This window comes from Methylobacterium variabile (assembly GCF_001043975.1).
Taxonomy (GTDB): domain Bacteria; phylum Pseudomonadota; class Alphaproteobacteria; order Rhizobiales; family Beijerinckiaceae; genus Methylobacterium; species Methylobacterium variabile.
The window spans coordinates 1-19,501 of sequence record NZ_LABY01000246.1 but is presented as its reverse complement, the minus strand read 5'-3'; the positions used below and the strand labels follow the sequence as shown (position 1 = coordinate 19,501).

Sequence of the window (19,501 nt, the reverse complement as noted above, 5' to 3'; positions counted from 1 at the left end):
GGCCGGCACGCCGGTGCCGGCCGGGCGCCTTGCCTGGCTCGCCCGCCAGCACCTCGTCCTGGCGCTCGCGGGCTTCGCCCTCGCGGGCGGGCTCGGGCTCGGCCTCGGCATCCTGGCGACCCGCGCCGCCGGCGCCCGCCTGCGCCCCGCCCTCGACACCCTGGCGGCGGCGGCCCAGGCCGCCCCGCCGGTGGTGGTGGTGGCCCTCGCCCTGCCGGTGATCGGCTTCGGCGCAGCCCCGATCCTGCTGGCGCTGACCGCCTACGGGCTGATGCCGGTGATGCGCGGCACCGTCGGGGCGCTCGCCACCGTGCCGGCGGAGGTGCGCCGGGCGGCGATCGCCATGGGGCTCACCCCGGCGCAGACGCTTCTCCGGGTGGAGCTGCCCCTCGCTGCCGGGCCGATCCTGGAGGCCCTGCGGGTGGTGCTGGTGCTGGGGGTGGCGACCGCCGCGATCGGGGCGCTGGCCGGCGCCCAGACCCTCGGCACGCCGATCGTCGTCGGCCTGCAGAACCAGAACAACCTGGCGCTGATCCAGGGCGCGGCGGCGGCGGCGGCCCTGGCGTTCCTGGCCGATGCGGCGTGGCTTGCCGCGGCGGCGGGGGTGAGCCGGTTCCTGCGCCGGTAAGCTCCTGCGTGTCTCTCACGAAACTCCCGATCACCCTCGGCACTCACCGTGGAGACGTCCGCGCAGCGGGAGTTTCATGAGGTGCACTACGCCGCCAGCCCGCGCTTGCGCAGCAGCGGCCCGGTGCTCGGCAGGCGGCCGCGGAACGCCGTGTAGGCGCTGCGGGCGTCGCGCAGGTTGCCGGCGCCGTAGACGTAGGTGCGCAGGCGCTCGGCGGTGGCGGGATCGAAGATGTCGCCGGCCTCCCGGAAGGCGTCGAAGGCGTCGGCGTCCAGCACCTCGGACCAGAGGTAGCTGTAGTAGCCGGCCGCGTAGCCTTCGCCGGCGAAGATGTGCTGGAACTGCGGCGTGCGGTGCCGCATCGCGATCTCGGCCGGCATGCCGATGCTGTACAGGGACTCCGCCTCGAAGGCGAGGGGTTCGATGCCGGATTCGGCCTCGGGCGACAGGTGCAGGTCGAGGTCGACGATCGCGGAGGCGGTGTACTCCACCGTGGCGAAGCCCTGGTTGAAGGTGCGGGCGGCGAGAAGCCGGCGCAGCAGGTCCTCGGGCATCGGCTCGCCGGTGCGGTAGTGGCGGGCATGGGCCCGCAGCACCTCCGGCTGCTCCAGCCAGTGCTCGTAGAGCTGGGACGGCAGCTCGACGAAGTCCCCCGCCACCGCGGTGCCGGCCAGCAGCGGGTAGGTCACGTTCGAGAGGAGGCCGTGCAGGGCGTGGCCGAACTCGTGGAAGAGCGTGCGGGCGTCGTCGAACGAGAGCAGGGCCGGCTCGCCCTCAGCCCCCTTGGCGAAGTTCATCACGTTGACGATGATCGGCGTGACATCGCCGGTCAGGCGCTCCTGCGAGCGGAAGCCGCTCATCCAGGCGCCGGACCGCTTGCTCGGACGGGCGAAGTAGTCGCCGAGGAAGAGGCCGATCACCCGCCCGTCCCGGTCGGCGACCTCCCAGGCCCGCACCTCCGGGTGGTAGCGCGGCACGTCCGCGAGTTCGGTGAAGGAGAGGCCGAACAGGCGGTGGGCGGTGTCGAAGGCGGCCTGGATCATGCCCTCGAGGGGCAGGTACGGCTTGATCTCGCCCTCGTCGAGGGCGTGCTCGCGCCGGCGCAGGCGCTCGGCGTAGTGGCGCCAGTCGTGAGGGGCGAGGTCGAAGTTCTGGCCGTCCTCCCGGGCGAGGGCCTGGAGCCGGTCGCGCTCGGCCTCGGCCCGCTTGCGGGCCGGCGCCCAGACCTCCGCGAGGAGCCCGACCGCCGCGTCGGGGCTGCCCGCCATGGTGTCGTCGAGGCGGAAGGCGGCGTAGCTGGAAAAGCCGAGGAGGCGCGCCCGCTCGGCCCGCAGGCGCAGGGTCTCGGTGATGATGGCCCGGTTGTCGGTCTCGCCCCCGTTCTCGCCCCGGCGGATCCAGGCGGCGTAGGCGCGCTCGCGCAGGTCGCGGCGCGTGGAGAAGACCAGGAACGGCTCAATCAGCGAGCGCGACAGGGTGACGACGTGACGGCCGGGCAGGCCACGCTCCTCGGCGGCCCGGCTTGCTGCGGCGCGCAGGAAGGGCGGCAGGCCGGCGAGATCGTCCTCGCCGGTCAGTTCCAGCATGAAGGCGCTCTCGTCGGCGAGCAGGTTCTGGCTGAACCGGGTGCCGAGCTCGGCGAGCCGCGCCGCGATCGCCGCCATCCGCTCCTTGGCCTCGGCGTCCAGCTCGGCCCCGGCGCGGCGGAAGAGCACGCGGTAGCGCTCGCGCACCCGCTTCTCCTCGTCGGACAAGCCGTCCTCGGCCACCGCCGCGACCCGCGCCCACAGGTCGGGGTTGAGAAAGAGGGCGCTGCGGTGGCGCGCGAGCCGCGGCGCCATCACTCGTTCCACCGCCTGAAGCTCGGGGTTGGTGTGGCTGCCCGCGAGGTTGAAGAAGGTGGCGGAGACCCGCCGCAGGGCCTCGCCGGAGCGCTCGAGCGCCCCGATCGTGTTGGCGAAGGTCGGCGGCTCGGGATTGCCGGCGATGTCCTCGATCTCGGCGACGTGCTGGGCCAGCGCCCGTTCGAAGGCCGGCTCGTAATGCGCGGGGGCGATGCGCTCGAAGGGCGGCAGCCCGTGGGGCGTCGTCCAGGCCGGCTCGGAGAAGGGGTTGGGCTCGTGCTCCGCCGTGACGCCGCGCATGCTGGTCCTCTCGCTCAGGTGGCCGGCGACGATAGACCCTGAGGCGCACGGCGCAAGCGGGGCGCGCCTCGCGGGAACGGTCACGCTTGCCCGCCCGTTGAGGAGCGGAACGCTTGGGAAGACGCGCGATGCCGGGACCGTTCGTGGGAGGAAATCGCGCCGCGCGCAGCAGACTTGCGTCGGCTCGCCGACGCATCGTCCGCCTGGATTCTCGTCTCTTCGCAGGTCTTCGTCGCGAGAGCGGCCACCACCTTTGCGAGACGCGCTTCGGCGCCGCCCTGATCCTGGCAGCCGGCCTCGCGGCCGCTCCGGCCTCGGCCCAGTCGCCGGCCCACGCGCCTGCGGCACAACCGCCCGCGTCGTCCACACCCGCGGCGCAGCCCCCGTTGAGCCGGGTGCCAGCCGATCAGGTTCCCCTGCCGCCGCCCCGTCCGGAGGAGGCGAAGGACCCCACCGGGAAGGACGCGGCGAAAGACGCGCCCAAGGATGCGGCCGGCGAGGTCCCGGCCCCGGTTCCGGCCCCGGGACCCGCTCCGGCGCCGCTCCCGCCCGAGCGGCCCGCCGACCTCCCGGCGGGCCCGGCCCCGACGCCCGCCACCGTCGTGCCCGACGACACCGCCTGCCTGCGGCGGCTCGAGCGTCTCGGCGTCCGGGCCGAGCCCCTGGCGCCGCTCTCGGACGGCCTGTGCGGGGCGGCCAAGCCCCTGCGCGTGACCGCGCTGCCGGACGGCGTCACCCTCGCGCCCGCCGCCACCCTCACCTGCATCGCCGCCGAGGCTTTGGGCCGCTGGAGCACCGAGGTGCGGGTGATCGCCGAGCGCACCGTCGGCAAGGCGCCGCAGACATTCCAGATCGGCGGCTCCTACGAGTGCCGCGGCCAGAACCACGATCCCGCCGCCAAGCTCAGCGAGCACGCCTACGCCAACGGGGTCGACGTGATGGGCTTCACCTTCGAGGGGCGGGCGCCCGTTGCCGTCGGCGCCACGCGGGAAGGCACGCCCGAGGCCGCCTTCGCGACCACGGTGCGGACCCGCGCCTGCGACTTCTTCCGCACCGTGCTCGGCCCCGGCTCGGACGCGACGCACGCCAATCACCTCCACCTCGACGAGCGCGAGCGCACGGCCGGCCACCGCCTGTGCCAGTGAGCGGCGATCCCGTGGAACGGGGGCGGGCCTCCGGCGCTTCTAGGCCGCTGGCACGATGGTCGGGAGACACGCGGATGCGGATGGTGGCGAGGCTCGGGACGGCTCTGCTGGTGTTGGGGCTTTCGGGCGCGGCCGGCGCCGCGAATCCTCCGACGTCGCCCCTGACCGCGGACGCGATCAATCAGGCCCAGTTCGCCGGGAGCGGTACGGCCGATGACGGCGGCAAGGAGGCGGGCCGGAAAGCCGCCAGGGCGTCGGAGAGGCGGCCTGACCCGCTGACGGTGCGGGTGCAGGTGCTGCTCGACCGGGCCGGGTTCTCGCCCGGCGTCATCGACGGGCGCGACGGCGACAACCTGCGCGGCGCGCTCGCGGGCTTCGCCAAGGCCAAGGGCCAGAAATTCGCCGGGCGCCTCGACGCGCCTCTGTGGCAGGCCCTCGCCGGCACGAGCCAGGATCCCGCGGTGACGCCGTACACGCTGACCGAGCAGGACGTCGCCGGACCGTTCGCGGAGGAAATCCCGGCGAAGATGGAGGAGCAAGCCGACCTGAAGGCGCTCTCCTACACTTCTCCGGCCGAGATGCTGGCGGAGCGCTTCCACATGAGCAAGGCCCTGCTCGAGGCCCTCAACCCCGATGCGCCGCTGACCAAGGCCGGCACCGTGATCCAGGTCGCGGCGGTGCGTCCGCTCGAGACCGGGCGCATCCCCGCCAAGGAGCTGCCCGAGGCGCCGAAGGTCAGCCGCATCGAGGTCGACAAGGACGCCCTGCAGGTCCGCGCCTACCGCGAGGACGGGACCTTGCTGCACCTCTACCCGGCGTCGATCGGCAGCGAGGAGAAGCCGGCGCCGAGCGGCGTCCTGACGGTCCAGGGCGTCGCCTTCGATCCGACCTACACCTACAACCCGAAATACGACTTCAAGGGCGTCGAGGCGAAGCACAAGTTCACCATCAAGCCCGGCCCGAACAACCCGGTCGGCGTGGTCTGGATCGATCTCTCGGGCAATGACGGCTACGGCATCCACGGCACGCCGGACCCGGAGAAGGTCGGCAAGACCGAGTCGCATGGCTGCGTCCGCCTCACCAACTGGGACGCCCGCGACCTGGCAAAGCACGTCGAGAAGGGCGCGAAGGTGGATTTCGGGAAGTGAGGTGGAGTCGATCGGCCAAGTAAGGCCGTCGATCGACAGCGACCTGATCAACAGGCCGCTGTCATCCCGGGGCTCGCCACGGGCGAGAACCCGGGATCCATAAGCACTGACGTAGGAGAAAGTGGCCGTATTCGTCCCGCCTCATCCCGCCTCGTCGGCGGCTATGGATCCCGGGTTCCGCTTCGCGGCCCCGGGATGACGTGGAGGGCGTCGGGACGATCCTCGCAGGAAGGGGGCCGATCAGGCCCCCTCGACCTCCCCGTCACCTTCGACCTCGGCGTCCGCCTCGCCCTCGCCCTCGATGTGCTCGACCGACACCACCTTCTCGGTCTTGTCGGTGTTGAAGATCGTGACGCCCTGCGACGCGCGGCCCACCACCCGGATGTCGTCCACCGGCACCCGGATCAGCTTGCCGGCGTCGGTCACCAGCATGATCTGGTCGCTGGTCTCGACCGGGAAGGAGGCGACGAGGCTGCCGTTGCGGGCGTTGACCTCCATCGCCTTGATGCCCTTCCCCCCGCGGCCGGAGATCCGGTACTCGAACGACGAGGTGCGCTTGCCGTAGCCGCGCTCCGACAGGGTGAGGACGAACTGCTCCGCCGCCCCCATGGCGATGTAGCGGTCCTGCTCGAGGTCGATCGAGGCCGCGGCCTCCTCGGCCTCGGGCTCGGGCGCCGCCGGCAGCTCGATCGCCTCGCCGGTGGCGCGCCGGTCGGCGTTGGCACGCTTCAGGTAGGCCTGGCGCTCCTCGGGCGAGGCCTCGAAGTGGCGCAGGATCGTCATCGAGATGACGTGGTCGTTCTTGCCCAGGTTGATGCCGCGCACGCCGGTCGAGTCGCGGCCCTTGAACACCCGCACGTCAGTCACGGGGAAGCGGATGCACTGGCCCGCCGCCGTGGTCAGCAGCACGTCGTCGCCTTCCGTGCAGATCTCGACGTGGACGATGTGGTCGCCCTCGTCGAGCTTCATGGCGATCTTGCCGTTGCGGTTCACCTGCACGAAGTCGGACAGTTTGTTGCGCCGCACGCTGCCGGAGGCGGTGGCGAACATCACGTCGAGGGTCTCCCACGACGCCTCGTCCTCGGGCAGCGGCATGATGGTGGTGATGCGCTCCGCCCCCTGGTCGAGGGGCAGGATGTTGACGAGCGCCTTGCCGCGGGCGTTCGGCGCCGCGAGCGGCAGCCGCCACACCTTCTCCTTGTAGGCCTGGCCCTGCGAGGAGAAGAACAGCACCGGCGTGTGGGTGTTGGCCACGAACAGGCGGGTGACGAAGTCCTCGTCGCGCATCGACATGCCGGCGCGGCCCTTGCCGCCGCGGCGCTGGGCCCGGTAGGTCGAGAGCGGGACGCGCTTGATGTAGCCGGCATGGGACACGGTCACGACCATGTCCTCGCGCTGGATCAGGTCCTCGTCCTCGACGCTGGAATCCCAGTCGAGGATCTCGGTCTTGCGCGGCGTCGCGTACTCGGCCCGGACCTCCGCCAGCTCGTGCTTGACGATCCCCATGATGCGGGCGCGCGAGCGCAGGATGTCGAGGTAGTCGGCGATCTCGTCGGCGAGCCGCTTGAGCTCGTCGCCGATCTCGTCGCGGCCGAGGGCGGTCAGGCGCTGCAGCCGCAGGTCGAGGATGGCGCGGGCCTGGGTCTCGGACAGGCGGTAGGTGCCGTCCTCGCGCACCCGGTGGCGCGGATCGTCGACGAGCGCGATCAGCGGCGCGATGTCCTCCGCCGGCCAGTCGCGGGCCATCAGGGCCTCGCGGGCGGTGTTCGGATCGGGCGAGGTGCGGATCAGCCGGATCACCTCGTCGATGTTGGCGACCGCGATGGCGAGGCCGCACAGCACGTGGGCCCGCTCCCGCGCCTTGTTCAGCAGGAACTTGGTGCGGCGGGAGACGACCTCCTCGCGGAAGTCGATGAAGGCTTGGATCAGGTCCTTGAGGTTGAGGAGCTCGGGGCGCCCGCCGTTGAGCGCCACCATGTTGCAGCCGAAGCTCGTCTGCAGCGGGGTGTAGCGGTAGAGCTGGTTGAGCACCACGTCGGCGACCGCGTCGCGCTTCAGCTCGACGACGATGCGCATGCCGTCGCGGTCGGATTCGTCGCGCAGGTCGGCGATGCCCTCGACGCGCTTCTCGCGCACGAGGTCGGCGATCTTCTCGACCAGGGACGCCTTGTTCACCTGGTAGGGGATCTCGGTGAAGACGAGGGCCTCACGCTCCTTGCGCAGGTCCTCAATGTGGGACTTTGCCCGCATGATCACCGAGCCGCGGCCGGTCATGTAGGCCGAGCGGGTGCCCGAGCGGCCGAGGATCGAGCCGCCGGTCGGGAAGTCCGGCCCCGGGATGATGTCGTTCAAGCCCTCGATGGTGAGGCTTGGATCGTCGATGAGCGCGATGCAGCCGTCGATCACCTCGCCGAGGTTGTGCGGCGGGATGTTGGTCGCCATGCCGACGGCGATGCCGCCGGCGCCGTTGACGAGGAGGTTCGGGAAGCGGGCGGGCAGGACCGCCGGCTCGTCCTTCGACTCGTCGTAGTTCGGGTTGAAGTCGACGGTGTCCTTGTCGATGTCCTCGAGGAGCGCCATCGAGGGCTTCGCCAGGCGCGACTCCGTGTAGCGCATCGCCGCCGGCGGGTCGCCGTCGACCGAGCCGAAATTGCCCTGGCCATCCACCAGCATCAGGCGCATGGCGAAATCCTGCGCCATGCGGACGAGGGCGTCGTAGATCGACTGGTCGCCGTGCGGGTGATACTGACCCATCACGTCGCCGACGATGCGGGCCGACTTCACGTACTTGCGGTCCGGCAGGTAGCCGTTCTCGTACATCGAGTAGAGAATGCGGCGGTGCACCGGCTTCAGGCCGTCGCGCGCGTCCGGCAGCGCCCGGCTGACGATCACGCTCATCGCGTAGGCCAGGTAGGACTGGCGCATCTCGTCGGTGATCGAGACGGGCTTGATGTCGGTCGCGGGCGGGGTCGCGCCTGTCGGGTCGTTCTCTGCCAAGGTCTGTCTCTCGTCGCGGCCCGCGCGGGCTCACACTGCAGGGGCCGGCTTAGCCGATTTGCGCCCCGGGCACCAGCGCGAAGCGCGGAAGGCTGAGGCAAATCAGCATCTTAGATGGGTGTTCCGGGGTCGTTCCACAAGCCCGGCGCGTCCTGATGGACGAGTGTCCCGCGGAGTCGTTAGAGATTGGCAAAGGGCGTAAGGACGGCCTGGGCCGAGCCGGGCCCGCGCGCCTCGGAAGGGCCCTCGCGATGGACGTCGTCATCTACCACAACCCGGCCTGCAGCACCTCGCGCAACGTCCTGGCGATGATCCGCAACGCCGGCATCGAGCCCCACGTCGTCGAGTACCTGAAGACGCCGCCGGCGCGGGCGCTGCTGCGCCAGCTCCTCGCCCGGGCGGGCCTTTCGGTGCGCGAGATCCTGCGGGAGACGGGCACCCTCTACGCCGAGCTCGGCCTCGGTGATCCTGCCCTCACCAACGAGGCGCTCCTCGACGCCATCGCGGCGCACCCCGTCCTGATGAACCGACCGCTGGTGGTGAGCCCGCTGGGCGTGCGCCTCTGCCGCCCCTCCGAGCGGGTGCTGGACCTGCTGCCGCCGCAGCAGGGCGAGTTCGTCAAGGAGGATGGCGAGCGCGTCGTCGACGAGCATGGGCGCCGGGTCGCCACGGCCTGAGCCCCTGACGGATCCATGACACCGCAACGGCGCTGGCCGGTGATCTCGGCCCTCGGCATCGTGCAGATCCTCGCCTGGGGCTGCAGCTACTACCTGCTGACCGTGCTCGGGCCCGCGATCGCCGCCGAGACCGGCTGGGGGCTGCCCTGGATCTTCGGCAGCCTCACGGCCGGGATGCTCGTCGCGGGCCTCGTCTCGCCCTTCGTCGGCCGACAGATCGGCCGTCGCGGCGGGCGGCCGGTTCTGGCGGTCTCGGCCCTGCTCCTCGCCGCCGGGCTCACGCTGCTCGGCCTGGCGCCGGGCCTGCCGGTCTTCGGCCTCGCCTGGCTGGTGATCGGCGCCGGCATGGGTGCCGGCCTCTACGACGCGGCCTTCGCCACCCTCGGCCGGCTCTACGGCGCGGATGCCCGCCCGGCGATCACGGCGCTGACCCTGTGGGGCGGCTTCTCCAGCACCCTGTGCTGGCCGCTCTCGGCCTTCCTGCTCGCGCAGCTGGGCTGGCGCGGCACCTGCCTGGTCTACGCCGCGGTGCAGCTCCTGGTGTCGCTGCCGCTGATCGTCGGCCTGATCCCGCCCGTCCCGCCGCGGCCTGCCGCCCCCGGCCGTCCGGACGCGGCGCCCCTCGATCCCGCCGAGCGCCCGACCTTCCTGGTCCTGGCGGCCATCGTGACCTGCACCGGCGTTGCCGCCTCGGTGTTCTCGGTCCACCTGCTCACGCTCCTGCAGGAGCGCGGCCTCTCCCTCGCGGCGGCGGTCTCCCTCGGCACCCTGGTCGGGCCGTCGCAGGTCGGGGCGCGGCTGCTCGAGGTCGCCAATCGCAGCCGGCATCACCCGATCTGGACGCTCACCCTCGCGGTGGGGCTGATGGCCGTCGGCCTGGTCTTGCTCTGGGCCGGGCTCGGTGCGCCGGGCGTCGTGCTGATGGTCTACGGCGCCGGCAACGGGCTCTACTCGATCGCCCGCGGCACCCTGCCCCTCGTGCTGTTCGGGCCCGACCGCTACGCCGCCCTCCTCGGCCGGCTGGCGAAGCCCAGCCTCGCCGCGCAGGCTCTCGCGCCATCCGCCGCCGCCTATCTCATCGCCCGGGGCGGCGCCGACGCGGCGCTGGCGGCGCTCGCGGTCCTGGGCCTCGTCGACGTTGCCCTTGTCGCCGTCCTGTGGTGGGTCCGGCGCCGCGGCGCGGCGCGCGTTCCGGCCGGCTCAAGCGAAAAACCCCTCCCGCAGGGCGGAAGGGGCTGAGCGGACGTGCACGGCGCATGTCGGCTTGGGTTTTGCCTCCGCATCCCTCCGCGGGCCGGTCCGGCCGGCGCAGGGATGCTTAAGGTATCTGGGCGCGGGCCGTCGTCAGTGGGTGGTGACGGCATCCGCCGCGGTGGCGCGGCGCCGGCGCGGCGCGGGCTTCGCCGCGGCCTCGGTCACCGCGGCCTTCGCGGCGGCGGGCTTGCGGGCCGCCGGCTTGCGCGCCGGCTTGGCGCGAATCTCCTCCGCGGCGGCCGGCAGCGCCGCCGTCGCCGGAGGGGCGGCCCGCAGTTCCTGCTGGGCAAGGAACCAGTAATGCTCGTCGCGGCCCGGCGCGCGGCCGTCGCGTTCCCACAGGGCGTAAGCCCGCTCACGGATGCTGGTCTCGAAGTGATCCATCCCGACCTCCTCGTTGTTCACCTGAGCGGACCATCGCGGTCCATGGTTAAGGAAGTCCTACCTCGGCGCAGGTGCGGCGCACGATCCGCAGCAGGGCGTCCGGATCGTAGGGCTTCTCGAGGTGCGGAAGGTCGCGGAAACTGACCGGGAGGATCTCGGCGCGAAAGCCCGTGACGAGCACGACCGGCACACCGCGCCCGCGCAGCCTCTCGATGACGGGAAAGACCATCTCGCCCCGCAGGTTCACGTCGAGCAAGGCCGCGCCGATCACCTCGGAGCGTGCGAGCGCCAGGGCCTCTGGCACGGTGGGCACCGGCCCGACCACCTCGCCGCCGGCTCCGGCGATGATGTCGACGATGTCGCGGGCCACGAGGTACTCGTCCTCGGCCACCAGGATGCGGCGTCCGGCGAGGGATGTGGCCGGCTTGTCGCGGCACGGCCGGGTGAGCGGCATCGTCGGTCCTTCGATCGTCCGGCAGCGTCGAGATCGGCCGGAGGCGGGAGCCGCGGGGCGAGCCGGCGGAAGCGGAAGATGGCGGGCCGGGACGCCCCGCGTCCCCGCACGGACGAGGCGCGCGGCCCCGGCCCGCCGGTGACACCGTTCCAGCGGGAGCGGCAAGAACGGCGTGACCGCTGGACCCTGGACCCGACGCGACCGGGTGTCGTCGACCCAGGTTAAATCTGGACGCGACGCGCACCGGTCGGCCGGCGCTCCGCATTGTAACAATGTTGCAATCTGATCCGTCCAGGCCTAGGGGGAGGCGGCGGATCAGCGAGGAGACGGGTGATGGGCGGAACGCGGATCGGGGCGCTGCTGCTGGCCCTGGCGCTCGGATGGAGCGCGGCGGCGCGGGCGGAGCCCGTCCGGGTGGTGGCGACCTTCTCGATCCTCGGCGACCTCGTCCGGCAGGTCGGCGGCGTGCGGGTCGCGACCACGACCCTCGTCGGGCCGAACGGCGACGCCCACAGCTTCGTGCCCGCCCCGGCCGACGCGCAGGCGGTGGCGGCGGCCCGCCTGGTCGTCGTCAACGGTCTCGGCTTCGAGGGCTGGATCGACCGCCTGATCAAGGCCTCCGGCACCAAGGCCACCGTGATCGTCGCCTCGAAGGGCATCGTTCCGATCGAGGAGGAGAGCGGGCACGGCCACGATCACGGCATCGATCCCCATGCCTGGCAGAACGTCGCCCATGCGAGGCGGTACGTCGCCACCATCCGCGACGGCCTGATCGCAGCGGATCCGGAGGGCCGGGCGGTCTACGAGGCCAACGCGGCCGCCTACCTGGCGCAGCTCGACGCCCTCGAGGCGGAGGTCCGCGCCGCCCTGAGGGGCATCCCGGAGGCGCGCCGGCGCATCGTCACCACCCACGACGCCTTCGGCTACTTCGCCCGGGCCTACGGGCTGCGCTTCCTCGCTCCGCAGGGCGTGTCGAGCCAGAGCGAGGCCACCGCCCGCGACGTGGCGGCCATCATCCGGCAGATCCGCCGCGACAAGGTCCCGGCGGTCTTCCTGGAGAACGTCTCCGACCCGCGGCTGATGCAGCAGATCGCCCGGGAGAGCGGCGCCAGGGCCGGCGGTCGGGTTTTCTCGGACGCCCTCTCGGAGCCCGGCGGGCCGGCCCCGACCTACCTCGAGATGATGCGCCACAACGTGCGGGAATTCGCGGCGGCGCTGGGGGGGTGACGCTCGGACCGGCCTGCGCCTGATGCCCCTCGAAGCCCTCGTCTCCGGCGAGGAGCCTCGAATCAGTGCAGGTCCAGCATCAGGCTGCGGAACCGCTTGCCGTCCTTCGACTCCTCGCACGGCTGCCCGTCGGAGCCGAGCGCCTCGCCGTCGTCGCTGAGCACCTGGACCCGGTCGCCGGCCGGGCTGACCAGCAGGGCCTCGGGCTGGAAGTCGGGGATCGTCGCGAAGGCCGCGGCCGCACCCTCGACACGCGTCGGCCTCGCCGCCGGATCGCCCGTCCAGCGGTAGAGGTCGAACGGCTCACCCCCGCCGCCGGCGCCGCCGGCGAGGATCAGGTAGGCCTTCGCCTCCGGCGCGTAGGCGATGTCGCGGATGCCGCGGCCCTTGAGGTCGAGGGCGATCGGCGGCCCGAGGCGCGGCGGCACCCCGGTGATCGCCTCGGCCGGGTTCTCGAGCGGAACCAGCAGGGCGTTGGCGTCGGTGTCGAGGGGATTGCGCAGGCCGAGCCAGAGGGATGTCCCGTCCGGCCGGGGCGCCAGCCCCTCGATGTTGAAGCCCTTGCGCTTCGGGTCGAGGTCGTCCCGGGCCGGCACGTCGAGGCCGATCCGCTCGGCGAGGAGGGGGGAGAGGGCGGCGAGCGCCTGCGGCAGGCCCCTGACGGCGCTGCCCTTCGGGGTCAGGCCGGGCGCGTCGCCGGCCTGCGACACCGTCACGGCGGCGAGGCGGCCCCGGCCGGGGCTCTGCTTGCCGCCGCGCCGGCGGCTGTGCGAGCCGAGCACGTAGAGGTCGCCGCCGAGCCAGGTGGCCGCTTCGAGGTCGGCCTTCCGGTCGTCGGCCGCGAGGCCGAGATGGAGCCCGAGGTCGCTGCCCCCGAGCGGCAGCGCGTCGCCGCCGATGCCGGCCCGGTAGAGCCGCACCAGCGTCGTCTCGTCGTCGACCACCAGGAAGCGGTCGCCGAAGCTGCCGGGTGGGTAGGGCACCGCCCCCGAGGCCTCGCACATCCCGCGATGCTCCAGAAGCGGACCGACCTTGACCGGCTCGGCAACGGCCGCGGAGGCGAGGCACGACAGCACGACCGCGAGGAAGGGCAGGGGACGGAGCATGGGAGGTCTCGCGAGGAGCGGTCTTTAAGGAAGCCGGCCCGCGACCTCGTCCCGGGGTGCGGGCGAAGCGAGCCTCGGCGGAGGGCCGCCCGTCACCCCTGCGACGCTGCGGCAGGGCGGGCGCCCGGGACGATCCTGGGACGGGTGAGGGCGTGCGACGACAGAAGGATCGGTTCAGCCGCCGGTCATCGGCGGGAAGAACGCCACTTCCTGCGCGCCGGCCAGCGGGGTCTCGGGCTTGGCGTGGATCCGGTCGACGGCGGCGCGAACCACGCCGTCGTTCTCGAAGGCGTAGGCGTATTCCTCGCCGCGGCCCTTCAGCCAGGCGACGAGATCGGCCACCGTCGCGACCTCCCGCGGCAGGTCGAGGGTTTCCTCGGGGCGGCCGATCCGCTCGCGGACCCAGGCGAAGTAGACGAGCTTCATCGTGTGTCGCCGATCATCTCTCGTCGTCGATCACGTGGCGGATGCCGGAGCGCATGTAGTCGTAGCCCGTGTAGAGGGTCAGCGCCGCGGCGATGCACAGCAGGCCGAGCCCGAGCGCGCCGTTGCCGGGCAGCACCCGCTCGCCGGCCGGACCTGCGATCAGCACGCCGATCGCGACGAGCTGCACGCCGGTCTTCCACTTGGCGACCCGGCTCACCGGCACGCCGACCTTCAGCTCGGCCAAGTACTCGCGCAGGCCCGAGACCAGGATCTCCCGGCACAGGATCACGATCGCGGCCCAGAGCCACCAGCCGTGGATCGTGCCGTCGGCGCAGAGCATCAGGAGGCTCGCGGCGACGAGCAGCTTGTCGGCGATCGGATCGAGCATGCGCCCAAGGGCCGAGCTCTGGGCGTAGGTGCGGGCGACGTAGCCGTCGAGGTAGTCGGTGATCGCGGCGGCGACGAACACCGCGACGGCGATCCAGCGGGCGGTCTCATCCTGCGGCCAGAACAGCAGCGCCACCACCACCGGGACCGCGACCAGGCGGCCGTAGGTCAGCAGGTTGGCGAGGTTCAAGGCCGTCGAGCGGCGCCGGGGCAGGACCACGTTCATCGCCGCCGGTGAAACCACGCGGGGGGAGGGGGCGTCAACACAACTTGTCTCCGCGTCCGGGTCGCGCGTCGCATCCGAGTCGCGCATCGGCCAGGTCGTGCATCGGCCAGGTCGTGCATCGGCCAGGTCGTGCATCGGCCAGGTCACGTATCGGCATGGAAGAAGTCGTAGACCGCCCGGGCTGTCGCGGCATTCACGCCGGGAGCCTTGGCGAGGTCCTCCAGCGCCGCGCGCTGGATCGCCTTCACGGTCCCGAAATGGTGCAGCAGCGCCCGCTTGCGCGTCGGCCCGATTCCCGGGATCTCGTCGAGGGGGTTCTTGACCATCTCGCGCTTGCGCTTGGCCCGGTGCGCCCCGATGGCGAAGCGGTGGGCCTCGTCGCGCAGGCGCTGCACGAAGTAGAGCGTCGGGTCCCGCGGCGGCAGGCGGAACGGCGCCTGGCCGGGCACGAAGAAGGTCTCGCGCCCCGCGTCCCGGTCGCGCCCCTTGGCGATGCCGACGAGGGGCACGTCGGTGACGCCGACCTCGTCGAGGGCCTTGCGCGCCGCCTCGAGCTGGCCGCGGCCGCCGTCGATCAGCACGAGGTCGGGCCAGGCCGGAAAAGCGTCCGCATCGGCCGGGTCGGGCGGGGGCTCCGGCTCCGCCGGCCCGCCCTCGGCGGCCGCGCGGGCGGCTTCCGCCGTCGTGCGCGGGTGCTCCTTGACCAGGCGGCTGAAGCGGCGCTGCAGCACCTCGCGCATCATGCCGTAATCGTCGCCGGGCTTCACCTCCTCGGACTTGATGGTGAAGGTGCGGTAATGGGTCTTCATGAAGCCGGTCGGGCCGGCGACGATCATCGCGCCGACCGCGTTCGTGCCCATGATGTGGGAGTTGTCGTAGACCTCGATCCGCCGCGGGGCCTGCGCCAGCCCGAACGAGGTGCCGAGGGCCGCCAGCAGCTTGCCCTGCGAGGCGGTGTCGGCGAGGCGCCTCCCCAAGGCCTCGCGGGCGTTGCGGGCGGCGTACTCGACGAGGTTCTTCCGTTCCCCGCGCTTGGGCGCGTGGATCTCGACCCGGGTCTCGCCCTTGGTCGAGAGCGCGGCGGCGAGCAGCTCCGCGTCTTCGATCTCGTGCGAGGTCAGCACCAGCCGAGGCGCCGGCTTGTCGTCGTAGAACTGGGCCAGGAACGAGGCCAGCACCTCCGCCGGCGTCATGCTGCGGTCGGCCTTCGGGAAGTAGGCCCGGTTGCCCCAGTTCTGCCAGTTGCGGAAGAAGAACACCTCGATGCAGAACTGCCCGGCCTGCTCGTCGAGGGCGAAGACGTCGGCCTCCTCGATCCCTTGCGTGTTGACGCCTTGCACGCCCTGGATGGCGGCGAGCGCGGCGATGCGGTCGCGGTAGCGCGCCGCCTTCTCGAACTCCCAGGCGTCGGAGGCGGCCTGCATCTCGGCGGCCATGCGCTCCTTCACGGCGTTGGACTTGCCCGAGAGAAAGCCCCGCGCCTCCGCGGCCAGACCTGCGTAGTCCTCGACCGAGATCTCGTTCGTGCAGGGGCCCGAGCAGCGCTTGATCTGGTAGAGCAGGCAAGGGCGCGTGCGGTTCTCGAAGTAGCTGTCGGAGCAGGAGCGCAGCAGGAAGGCGCGCTGGAGCGCGTTGACCGTGCGGTTGACCGCCCAGACGCTGGCGAAGGGGCCGTAATAGTGTCCGGCCCGGCGTCGGGCGCCGCGGTGCTTGACGAGCTGCGGCGCGCCGGAATCCGCCGTCAGCAGGATGTAGGGCAGGGACTTGTCGTCCCGCATCAGCACGTTGAAGCGCGGCTTCAGCTGCTTGATGAGGTTCGCCTCGAGCAGCAGGGCCTCGGTCTCGGTCGCCGTGGTGACGAACTCCATCGAGGCCGTCTCGGCGATCATCCGGGCGATGCGGTTGGTGTGCGCCTGGCCCCGGGCGTAGGAGCCGACCCGGTTCTTCAGGTTCTTGGCCTTGCCGACGTAGAGCACGTCGCCCTTGGCGTCGAACATCCGGTAGACGCCCGGCGAGGTCGGCAGGGTGGTCCAGAACCGGCGGATCACCGCCGTGCCGGCCTGGATCGCGCCTGCGCCGGCATCGAGGTCGAAGTCGATCTCGGGCGCGGTGTCGAGGGCGTCCACCGCCTCGTCGTCGTCCTCGAGGGTGTCGAGGGCGTCGGGCGGCACGTCGTTCCCAGGCTGTCGGCTCATCAGGGCGATGTAGGCGGCCGGGCTCCCGCTGGAAAGACCGCGCCCGGGCGCTAAAAGGCCACCCTTCAGCCTCGGCCAACGCCCGTGCCCGAAGGACCACCTCGTGACGCCCGACCCCGCATGACGCTCCGCGACTGCCGGACGCCCCGGATCCCGCACCCCCGGCACGACCTGCCCGCGATGCGTACGCTCGAGAACGTCCTCTACCTGCCGCACACCCCGGCGCGGGGCCAGCCCTCGGCGCTGTTCGACGCGTCGCGCCGGTTCGTGCCCGAGAGCGTCGATTATCGCGGGATCGGCACCACGCCGTCCTGGCAGCGCACCGACTGGCCCGAGGACCTGCCGGCGGGCGTGCCGGAGGCGCCGGAGGAGACCTACCTCTTCCTCGGCGGCGCCCACCTGCATTACGGGCATTTCCTCGTCACCACCCTGCCGCGGTTCTGGCCGCTGCTGGCGGCACGGCCGCCGGCGCCGGTCCTGTGCTACGCGCCGGTCCACGCGGCGCAGTGGGAGCCCTTCCGCTTCGCCGTCGACATCCTGGCCCGGCTGGGCCTCGAGGTGCGCGAGATCCACGCCTTCGAGGAGCCGCTGCGCCTGCGCCGCGTGATCGTGCCGGCGCCGGCCTTCCAGGAGGAGGCCTTCGCCCACACGGTCTTCCGCGACCTCTGCGTGGCGATCGGGGCTGATTGCTACGCCCCGGAGGAGGTCGATGCCGAGGAGCGCCCGGCCTACCTCGCCAAGACGCGGCTCTCCGGCGGCGTGCGGCGCTTCGCGAACGAGGACGAGGTGACGGAGATCCTGGCGCGGGAGGGCGTCGAGATTCTTCACCCGGAGGGCCTGAGCTTCGCCGAGCAGGTCCGGCTGTTCGCGCGGCGGCGCGTGCTCGCGGGATCCCTCGGCTCGGCCCTGCACACCGCGATCTTTGCGCCGCCCGGCCGGCGGGTGGTGGCGCTGAGCCCCGGGCCCCGCATCAACCCGACCTTTCCCCTGGTCGACGCGCTCTGCGGCAACGCGGTCGCCTACCTCCACCAGCCGGGCACCGCGGAGACGGACAAGGGCGCCTTCGGCAGCCAGCAGCGCCTGCCCGATCCGCAGGCGGCAGCCGAGGGCCTGCTGCGGCGGATGCGGGCCATGGCGGCCGAGCCGCCGCGCTCCGGGCCGGGTCTTCTCCCGGCGGCGTGGTCGCGGCTCGCGCGGCGGATCCGGCGCTGAGGCGCCGGCAGCCGGTCCCGGCCGGGGTCCAATCAGTCGAAGAGGGCGTCGATGTCGTTCTGGTCGACGTGGCCCGGATCCTCGGCGAGCCGCGGCCCGTTCAGGAGGCTGCTCTCGTCGTCGACGCTGACCCCGGCCCGCTCGCCGATCAGGTCCTTGAAGGCCTCGAGCCCGCCCCAGGCCTCGATCATGCGGTCGATGTGGTCCTCGACGAACTTCAGCACGTTGACGATCTTGCTGATGCGCTGGCCGGTCAGGTCCTGGAAGTTGCAGGCCTCGTAGAGCACCACGGTGCGCTCCAGGATGGCGTCGACGCTGGAGCTGTCCTTCAGCCCGCCGGTCGAGCGCAGCACCGAGGCGTGGGTCTCGATGTCCTCGACGGCGGCCAGGATGGTGGTGGTGGCCCGCTCGGTGGCGTCGACCACCGCGTCGAGCTCGCCGGCCGCGCGCCGCACGCCCTTCCCGTCGAAGTCCTGCCGGTGCAGCACCGCGATCTCGTGCTTGGTCCGGCCGATCGCGGCCTTCATCACGTCGAGCTCGGTGCGCATTCCGTAGACTTCGGCCATCTCCCGCCGGCAGGCGTCGATCACGTCGCCGGTGGTGGTCTGGGTGAGCCGCTTCAGCTCGTTGACCGTCGCCAGGATCTCGGAGATCCGGTCGTCGTTGGCCGAGGGCGGCGGGGGCGCCGCCTCGACCGGAGCGTAGGAAACGCCGAGACTGTCCTCGATGCGGAAGCGCTTGTTCTTCATGGGTTCGAGAGAGCCTGCAACCGCGGCCGCATCGTACGGCCCACGGGGATCAGTCTGCGCAGGATTGATTGCGAATTGCTGAATGCGTGGCGCGGCCGCGGCGGCGGTGACGAAGGATTCATGATGCGGCCGGATTTACGATTCGCCGCAAGGGGTTAGCGAAACGCTCACCACGTTCCTTCACGGCCCGGTCCCGGCCTTCCTGCTCTCCTGCGGCCTCGCCGGCGGCAGGCCGGGCAGGCTCTTCGGGGACGGATACGATGGTGGTGCGCGGGATGGTGCTGGCCGGGGCGATCGCGGCCGGGATCGGGGCCGGTCCGGCCCTGGCGCAGGGGGCGGCGCCGGGCGCCTATGGCGGCGGCTTCATCGAGTTCCTGATGACCGGGCAGGATCCGGGCGCGGTGGCGAGGCCCCGGCGTCCGGCGCCGGTCGCCCCGGACGGCACCATCCTGGCGGGCCGCGGCTACCGGCAGGCCGCCTACGCCTCCCCGGCACCTGACGCGCCTCCTGCCGGCTACGCGGCCGGCGACGCCTCCCCGCGCGGCTATGCCCGGACCGCGGGCTACGTCCCGGCGTATTCCGGCGCGCAGGTCGGCTACGCCGCGGTCGCGCCCGGGCCGCTCCTGCATTCGGGCGACGCCGTGCCGCAAGCCTACGCGCCGGACCCGCTCGAGGCGCCCCGCACCCGCCGGGCGGCCCTGCCCGAGGCCCGGGAGGAGGGGATCGCCCGGGCGGTCGATCCGCGCTTCCAGCGCCAGGAGGTCGCCTATGACGGCGGGCAGCGGCCCGGCACCGTCGTGATCGATACGCCGTCGCGCTTCCTCTACCTGGTCCAGCCCGGGGGGCGCGCGCTGCGCTACGGCATCGGCGTCGGCCGGCCGGGCTTCACCTGGTCGGGGCTGAAGACGGTCAGCGCCAAGCGCGAGTGGCCGGACTGGACGCCACCCCCCGAGATGCTGCGCCGCCGGCCGGACCTGCCCCGGCACATGGCGGGCGGTCCCTCGAACCCGCTCGGCGCCCGGGCGCTCTATCTCGGCTCGTCGCTCTACCGCATCCACGGCACCAACGAGCCGCACACGATCGGCCAGTCGGTCTCGTCCGGCTGCATCCGGATGATGAACGAGGACGTGATGGACCTCTAC

Annotated in this window: 17 protein-coding genes; 8 read left to right on the top strand and 9 right to left on the bottom strand. The window is 72.3% G+C overall.

All coding sequences use genetic code 11. The annotated features are described in order from the left end of the window. Nucleotides 1-628: ABC transporter permease subunit (locus tag VQ02_RS29150; RefSeq protein ID WP_048447751.1), on the top strand; the 628-nt coding region annotated here is incomplete at its 5' end. Nucleotides 629-714: 86 nt separating this feature from the next. On the opposite strand, the gene VQ02_RS29145 is transcribed toward VQ02_RS29150, so the two are convergent. Next, the gene (locus tag VQ02_RS29145) at nt 715-2,772 is read right to left on the bottom strand and encodes a M3 family metallopeptidase (RefSeq protein WP_048447746.1); all 2,058 of its coding nucleotides are present in this window, start codon (nt 2,770-2,772) and stop codon (nt 715-717) included. A gap of 395 nt (nt 2,773-3,167) precedes the next feature. Between VQ02_RS29145 and VQ02_RS29140 the strand changes: the two genes are divergently transcribed. Together VQ02_RS29140 and VQ02_RS29135 are read left to right on the top strand one after the other, a co-directional pair. Continuing rightward, on the top strand, nt 3,168-3,917 hold the full coding sequence (locus VQ02_RS29140) for an extensin-like domain-containing protein (protein ID WP_245239889.1): 750 nt from the start codon (nt 3,168-3,170) through the stop codon (nt 3,915-3,917). Nucleotides 3,918-3,991: 74 nt separating this feature from the next. After that, nucleotides 3,992-5,065, top strand: a complete 1,074-nt coding sequence (locus tag VQ02_RS29135; protein WP_048447745.1) for a L,D-transpeptidase family protein — start codon at nt 3,992-3,994, stop codon at nt 5,063-5,065. A gap of 240 nt (nt 5,066-5,305) precedes the next feature. Here the strand turns inward: VQ02_RS29135 and gyrA are convergent, their stop codons facing one another. Further along, nucleotides 5,306-8,062, bottom strand: a complete 2,757-nt coding sequence (gene gyrA / locus VQ02_RS29130; RefSeq protein WP_048447744.1) for a DNA gyrase subunit A — start codon at nt 8,060-8,062, stop codon at nt 5,306-5,308. 251 nt (nt 8,063-8,313) lie between these two features. Between gyrA and arsC the strand changes: the two genes are divergently transcribed. Beyond that, nucleotides 8,314-8,739 (top strand): arsenate reductase (glutaredoxin), encoded by a 426-nt coding sequence (gene arsC / locus VQ02_RS29125; protein ID WP_048447743.1) that lies wholly within the window; start codon nt 8,314-8,316, stop codon nt 8,737-8,739. Nucleotides 8,740-8,754: 15 nt separating this feature from the next. Continuing rightward, on the top strand, nt 8,755-9,978 hold the full coding sequence (locus VQ02_RS29120) for an MFS transporter (RefSeq protein ID WP_048447742.1): 1,224 nt from the start codon (nt 8,755-8,757) through the stop codon (nt 9,976-9,978). Nucleotides 9,979-10,083: 105 nt separating this feature from the next. Here the strand turns inward: VQ02_RS29120 and VQ02_RS39865 are convergent, their stop codons facing one another. Both VQ02_RS39865 and VQ02_RS29110 read right to left on the bottom strand, forming a co-directional pair. Further along, complete coding sequence (locus VQ02_RS39865; protein WP_048447749.1) at nt 10,084-10,377, bottom strand: DUF2934 domain-containing protein; 294 nt, start codon at nt 10,375-10,377, stop codon at nt 10,084-10,086. A 46-nt stretch (nt 10,378-10,423) separates the two neighbouring features. Then, nucleotides 10,424-10,831, bottom strand: a complete 408-nt coding sequence (locus VQ02_RS29110) for a response regulator (RefSeq protein ID WP_048447741.1) — start codon at nt 10,829-10,831, stop codon at nt 10,424-10,426. A 333-nt stretch (nt 10,832-11,164) separates the two neighbouring features. Between VQ02_RS29110 and VQ02_RS29105 the strand changes: the two genes are divergently transcribed. Continuing rightward, complete coding sequence (locus tag VQ02_RS29105; protein ID WP_048447740.1) at nt 11,165-12,058, top strand: metal ABC transporter substrate-binding protein; 894 nt, start codon at nt 11,165-11,167, stop codon at nt 12,056-12,058. 62 nt (nt 12,059-12,120) lie between these two features. Here VQ02_RS29105 and VQ02_RS29100 read toward each other — a convergent pair whose 3' ends face one another. The 4 genes from VQ02_RS29100 to uvrC form a co-directional block, all read right to left on the bottom strand. Beyond that, complete coding sequence (locus tag VQ02_RS29100; protein WP_048447739.1) at nt 12,121-13,164, bottom strand: DUF3616 domain-containing protein; 1,044 nt, start codon at nt 13,162-13,164, stop codon at nt 12,121-12,123. 174 nt (nt 13,165-13,338) lie between these two features. Beyond that, nucleotides 13,339-13,590, bottom strand: coding sequence for a molybdopterin converting factor subunit 1 (gene moaD, locus VQ02_RS29095; protein WP_048447738.1), 252 nt, complete (start codon nt 13,588-13,590; stop codon nt 13,339-13,341). A gap of 13 nt (nt 13,591-13,603) precedes the next feature. Further along, the gene (gene pgsA / locus VQ02_RS29090; RefSeq protein WP_048447737.1) at nt 13,604-14,203 is read right to left on the bottom strand and encodes a CDP-diacylglycerol--glycerol-3-phosphate 3-phosphatidyltransferase; all 600 of its coding nucleotides are present in this window, start codon (nt 14,201-14,203) and stop codon (nt 13,604-13,606) included. Nucleotides 14,204-14,346: 143 nt separating this feature from the next. Then, a complete protein-coding gene (gene uvrC, locus VQ02_RS29085) occupies nt 14,347-16,398 on the bottom strand; it encodes an excinuclease ABC subunit UvrC (protein WP_048447736.1) in 2,052 nt (683 codons plus the stop codon). Between the two features lie 180 nt (nt 16,399-16,578). Here uvrC and VQ02_RS29080 point away from each other — a divergent pair, with 180 nt between their 5' ends. After that, nucleotides 16,579-17,610: a glycosyltransferase family 61 protein gene (locus tag VQ02_RS29080; RefSeq protein ID WP_167350806.1), complete on the top strand. Its 1,032-nt coding sequence runs from the start codon at nt 16,579-16,581 to the stop codon at nt 17,608-17,610. 32 nt (nt 17,611-17,642) lie between these two features. Here the strand turns inward: VQ02_RS29080 and VQ02_RS29075 are convergent, their stop codons facing one another. Further along, entirely contained in the window at nt 17,643-18,359 is a 717-nt protein-coding gene (locus VQ02_RS29075; RefSeq protein ID WP_048447735.1) for a chemotaxis protein, read from the bottom strand. A 260-nt stretch (nt 18,360-18,619) separates the two neighbouring features. Here VQ02_RS29075 and VQ02_RS36290 point away from each other — a divergent pair. Further along, on the top strand, nt 18,620-19,501 hold an 882-nt coding region (locus VQ02_RS36290; RefSeq protein WP_245239888.1), incomplete at its 3' end, for a L,D-transpeptidase.

Excerpts from the sequence above, each read along its gene's own strand:
- VQ02_RS29145 (WP_048447746.1), bottom strand. The coding sequence starts at position 2,772 with ATGCGCGGCGTCACGGCGGAGCACGAGCCCAACCCCTTCTCCGAGCCG.
- VQ02_RS29135 (WP_048447745.1), top strand. The coding sequence starts at position 3,992 with ATGCGGATGGTGGCGAGGCTCGGGACGGCTCTGCTGGTGTTGGGGCTT.
- arsC (WP_048447743.1), top strand. The coding sequence starts at position 8,314 with ATGGACGTCGTCATCTACCACAACCCGGCCTGCAGCACCTCGCGCAAC.
- VQ02_RS29120 (WP_048447742.1), top strand. The coding sequence starts at position 8,755 with ATGACACCGCAACGGCGCTGGCCGGTGATCTCGGCCCTCGGCATCGTG.
- VQ02_RS39865 (WP_048447749.1), bottom strand. The coding sequence starts at position 10,377 with ATGGATCACTTCGAGACCAGCATCCGTGAGCGGGCTTACGCCCTGTGG.
- VQ02_RS29110 (WP_048447741.1), bottom strand. The coding sequence starts at position 10,831 with ATGCCGCTCACCCGGCCGTGCCGCGACAAGCCGGCCACATCCCTCGCC.
- VQ02_RS29105 (WP_048447740.1), top strand. The coding sequence starts at position 11,165 with ATGGGCGGAACGCGGATCGGGGCGCTGCTGCTGGCCCTGGCGCTCGGA.
- VQ02_RS29100 (WP_048447739.1), bottom strand. The coding sequence starts at position 13,164 with ATGCTCCGTCCCCTGCCCTTCCTCGCGGTCGTGCTGTCGTGCCTCGCC.
- moaD (WP_048447738.1), bottom strand. The coding sequence starts at position 13,590 with ATGAAGCTCGTCTACTTCGCCTGGGTCCGCGAGCGGATCGGCCGCCCC.
- pgsA (WP_048447737.1), bottom strand. The coding sequence starts at position 14,203 with ATGAACGTGGTCCTGCCCCGGCGCCGCTCGACGGCCTTGAACCTCGCC.
- uvrC (WP_048447736.1), bottom strand. The coding sequence starts at position 16,398 with ATGAGCCGACAGCCTGGGAACGACGTGCCGCCCGACGCCCTCGACACC.
- VQ02_RS29080 (WP_167350806.1), top strand. The coding sequence starts at position 16,579 with ATGCGTACGCTCGAGAACGTCCTCTACCTGCCGCACACCCCGGCGCGG.
- VQ02_RS29075 (WP_048447735.1), bottom strand. The coding sequence starts at position 18,359 with ATGAAGAACAAGCGCTTCCGCATCGAGGACAGTCTCGGCGTTTCCTAC.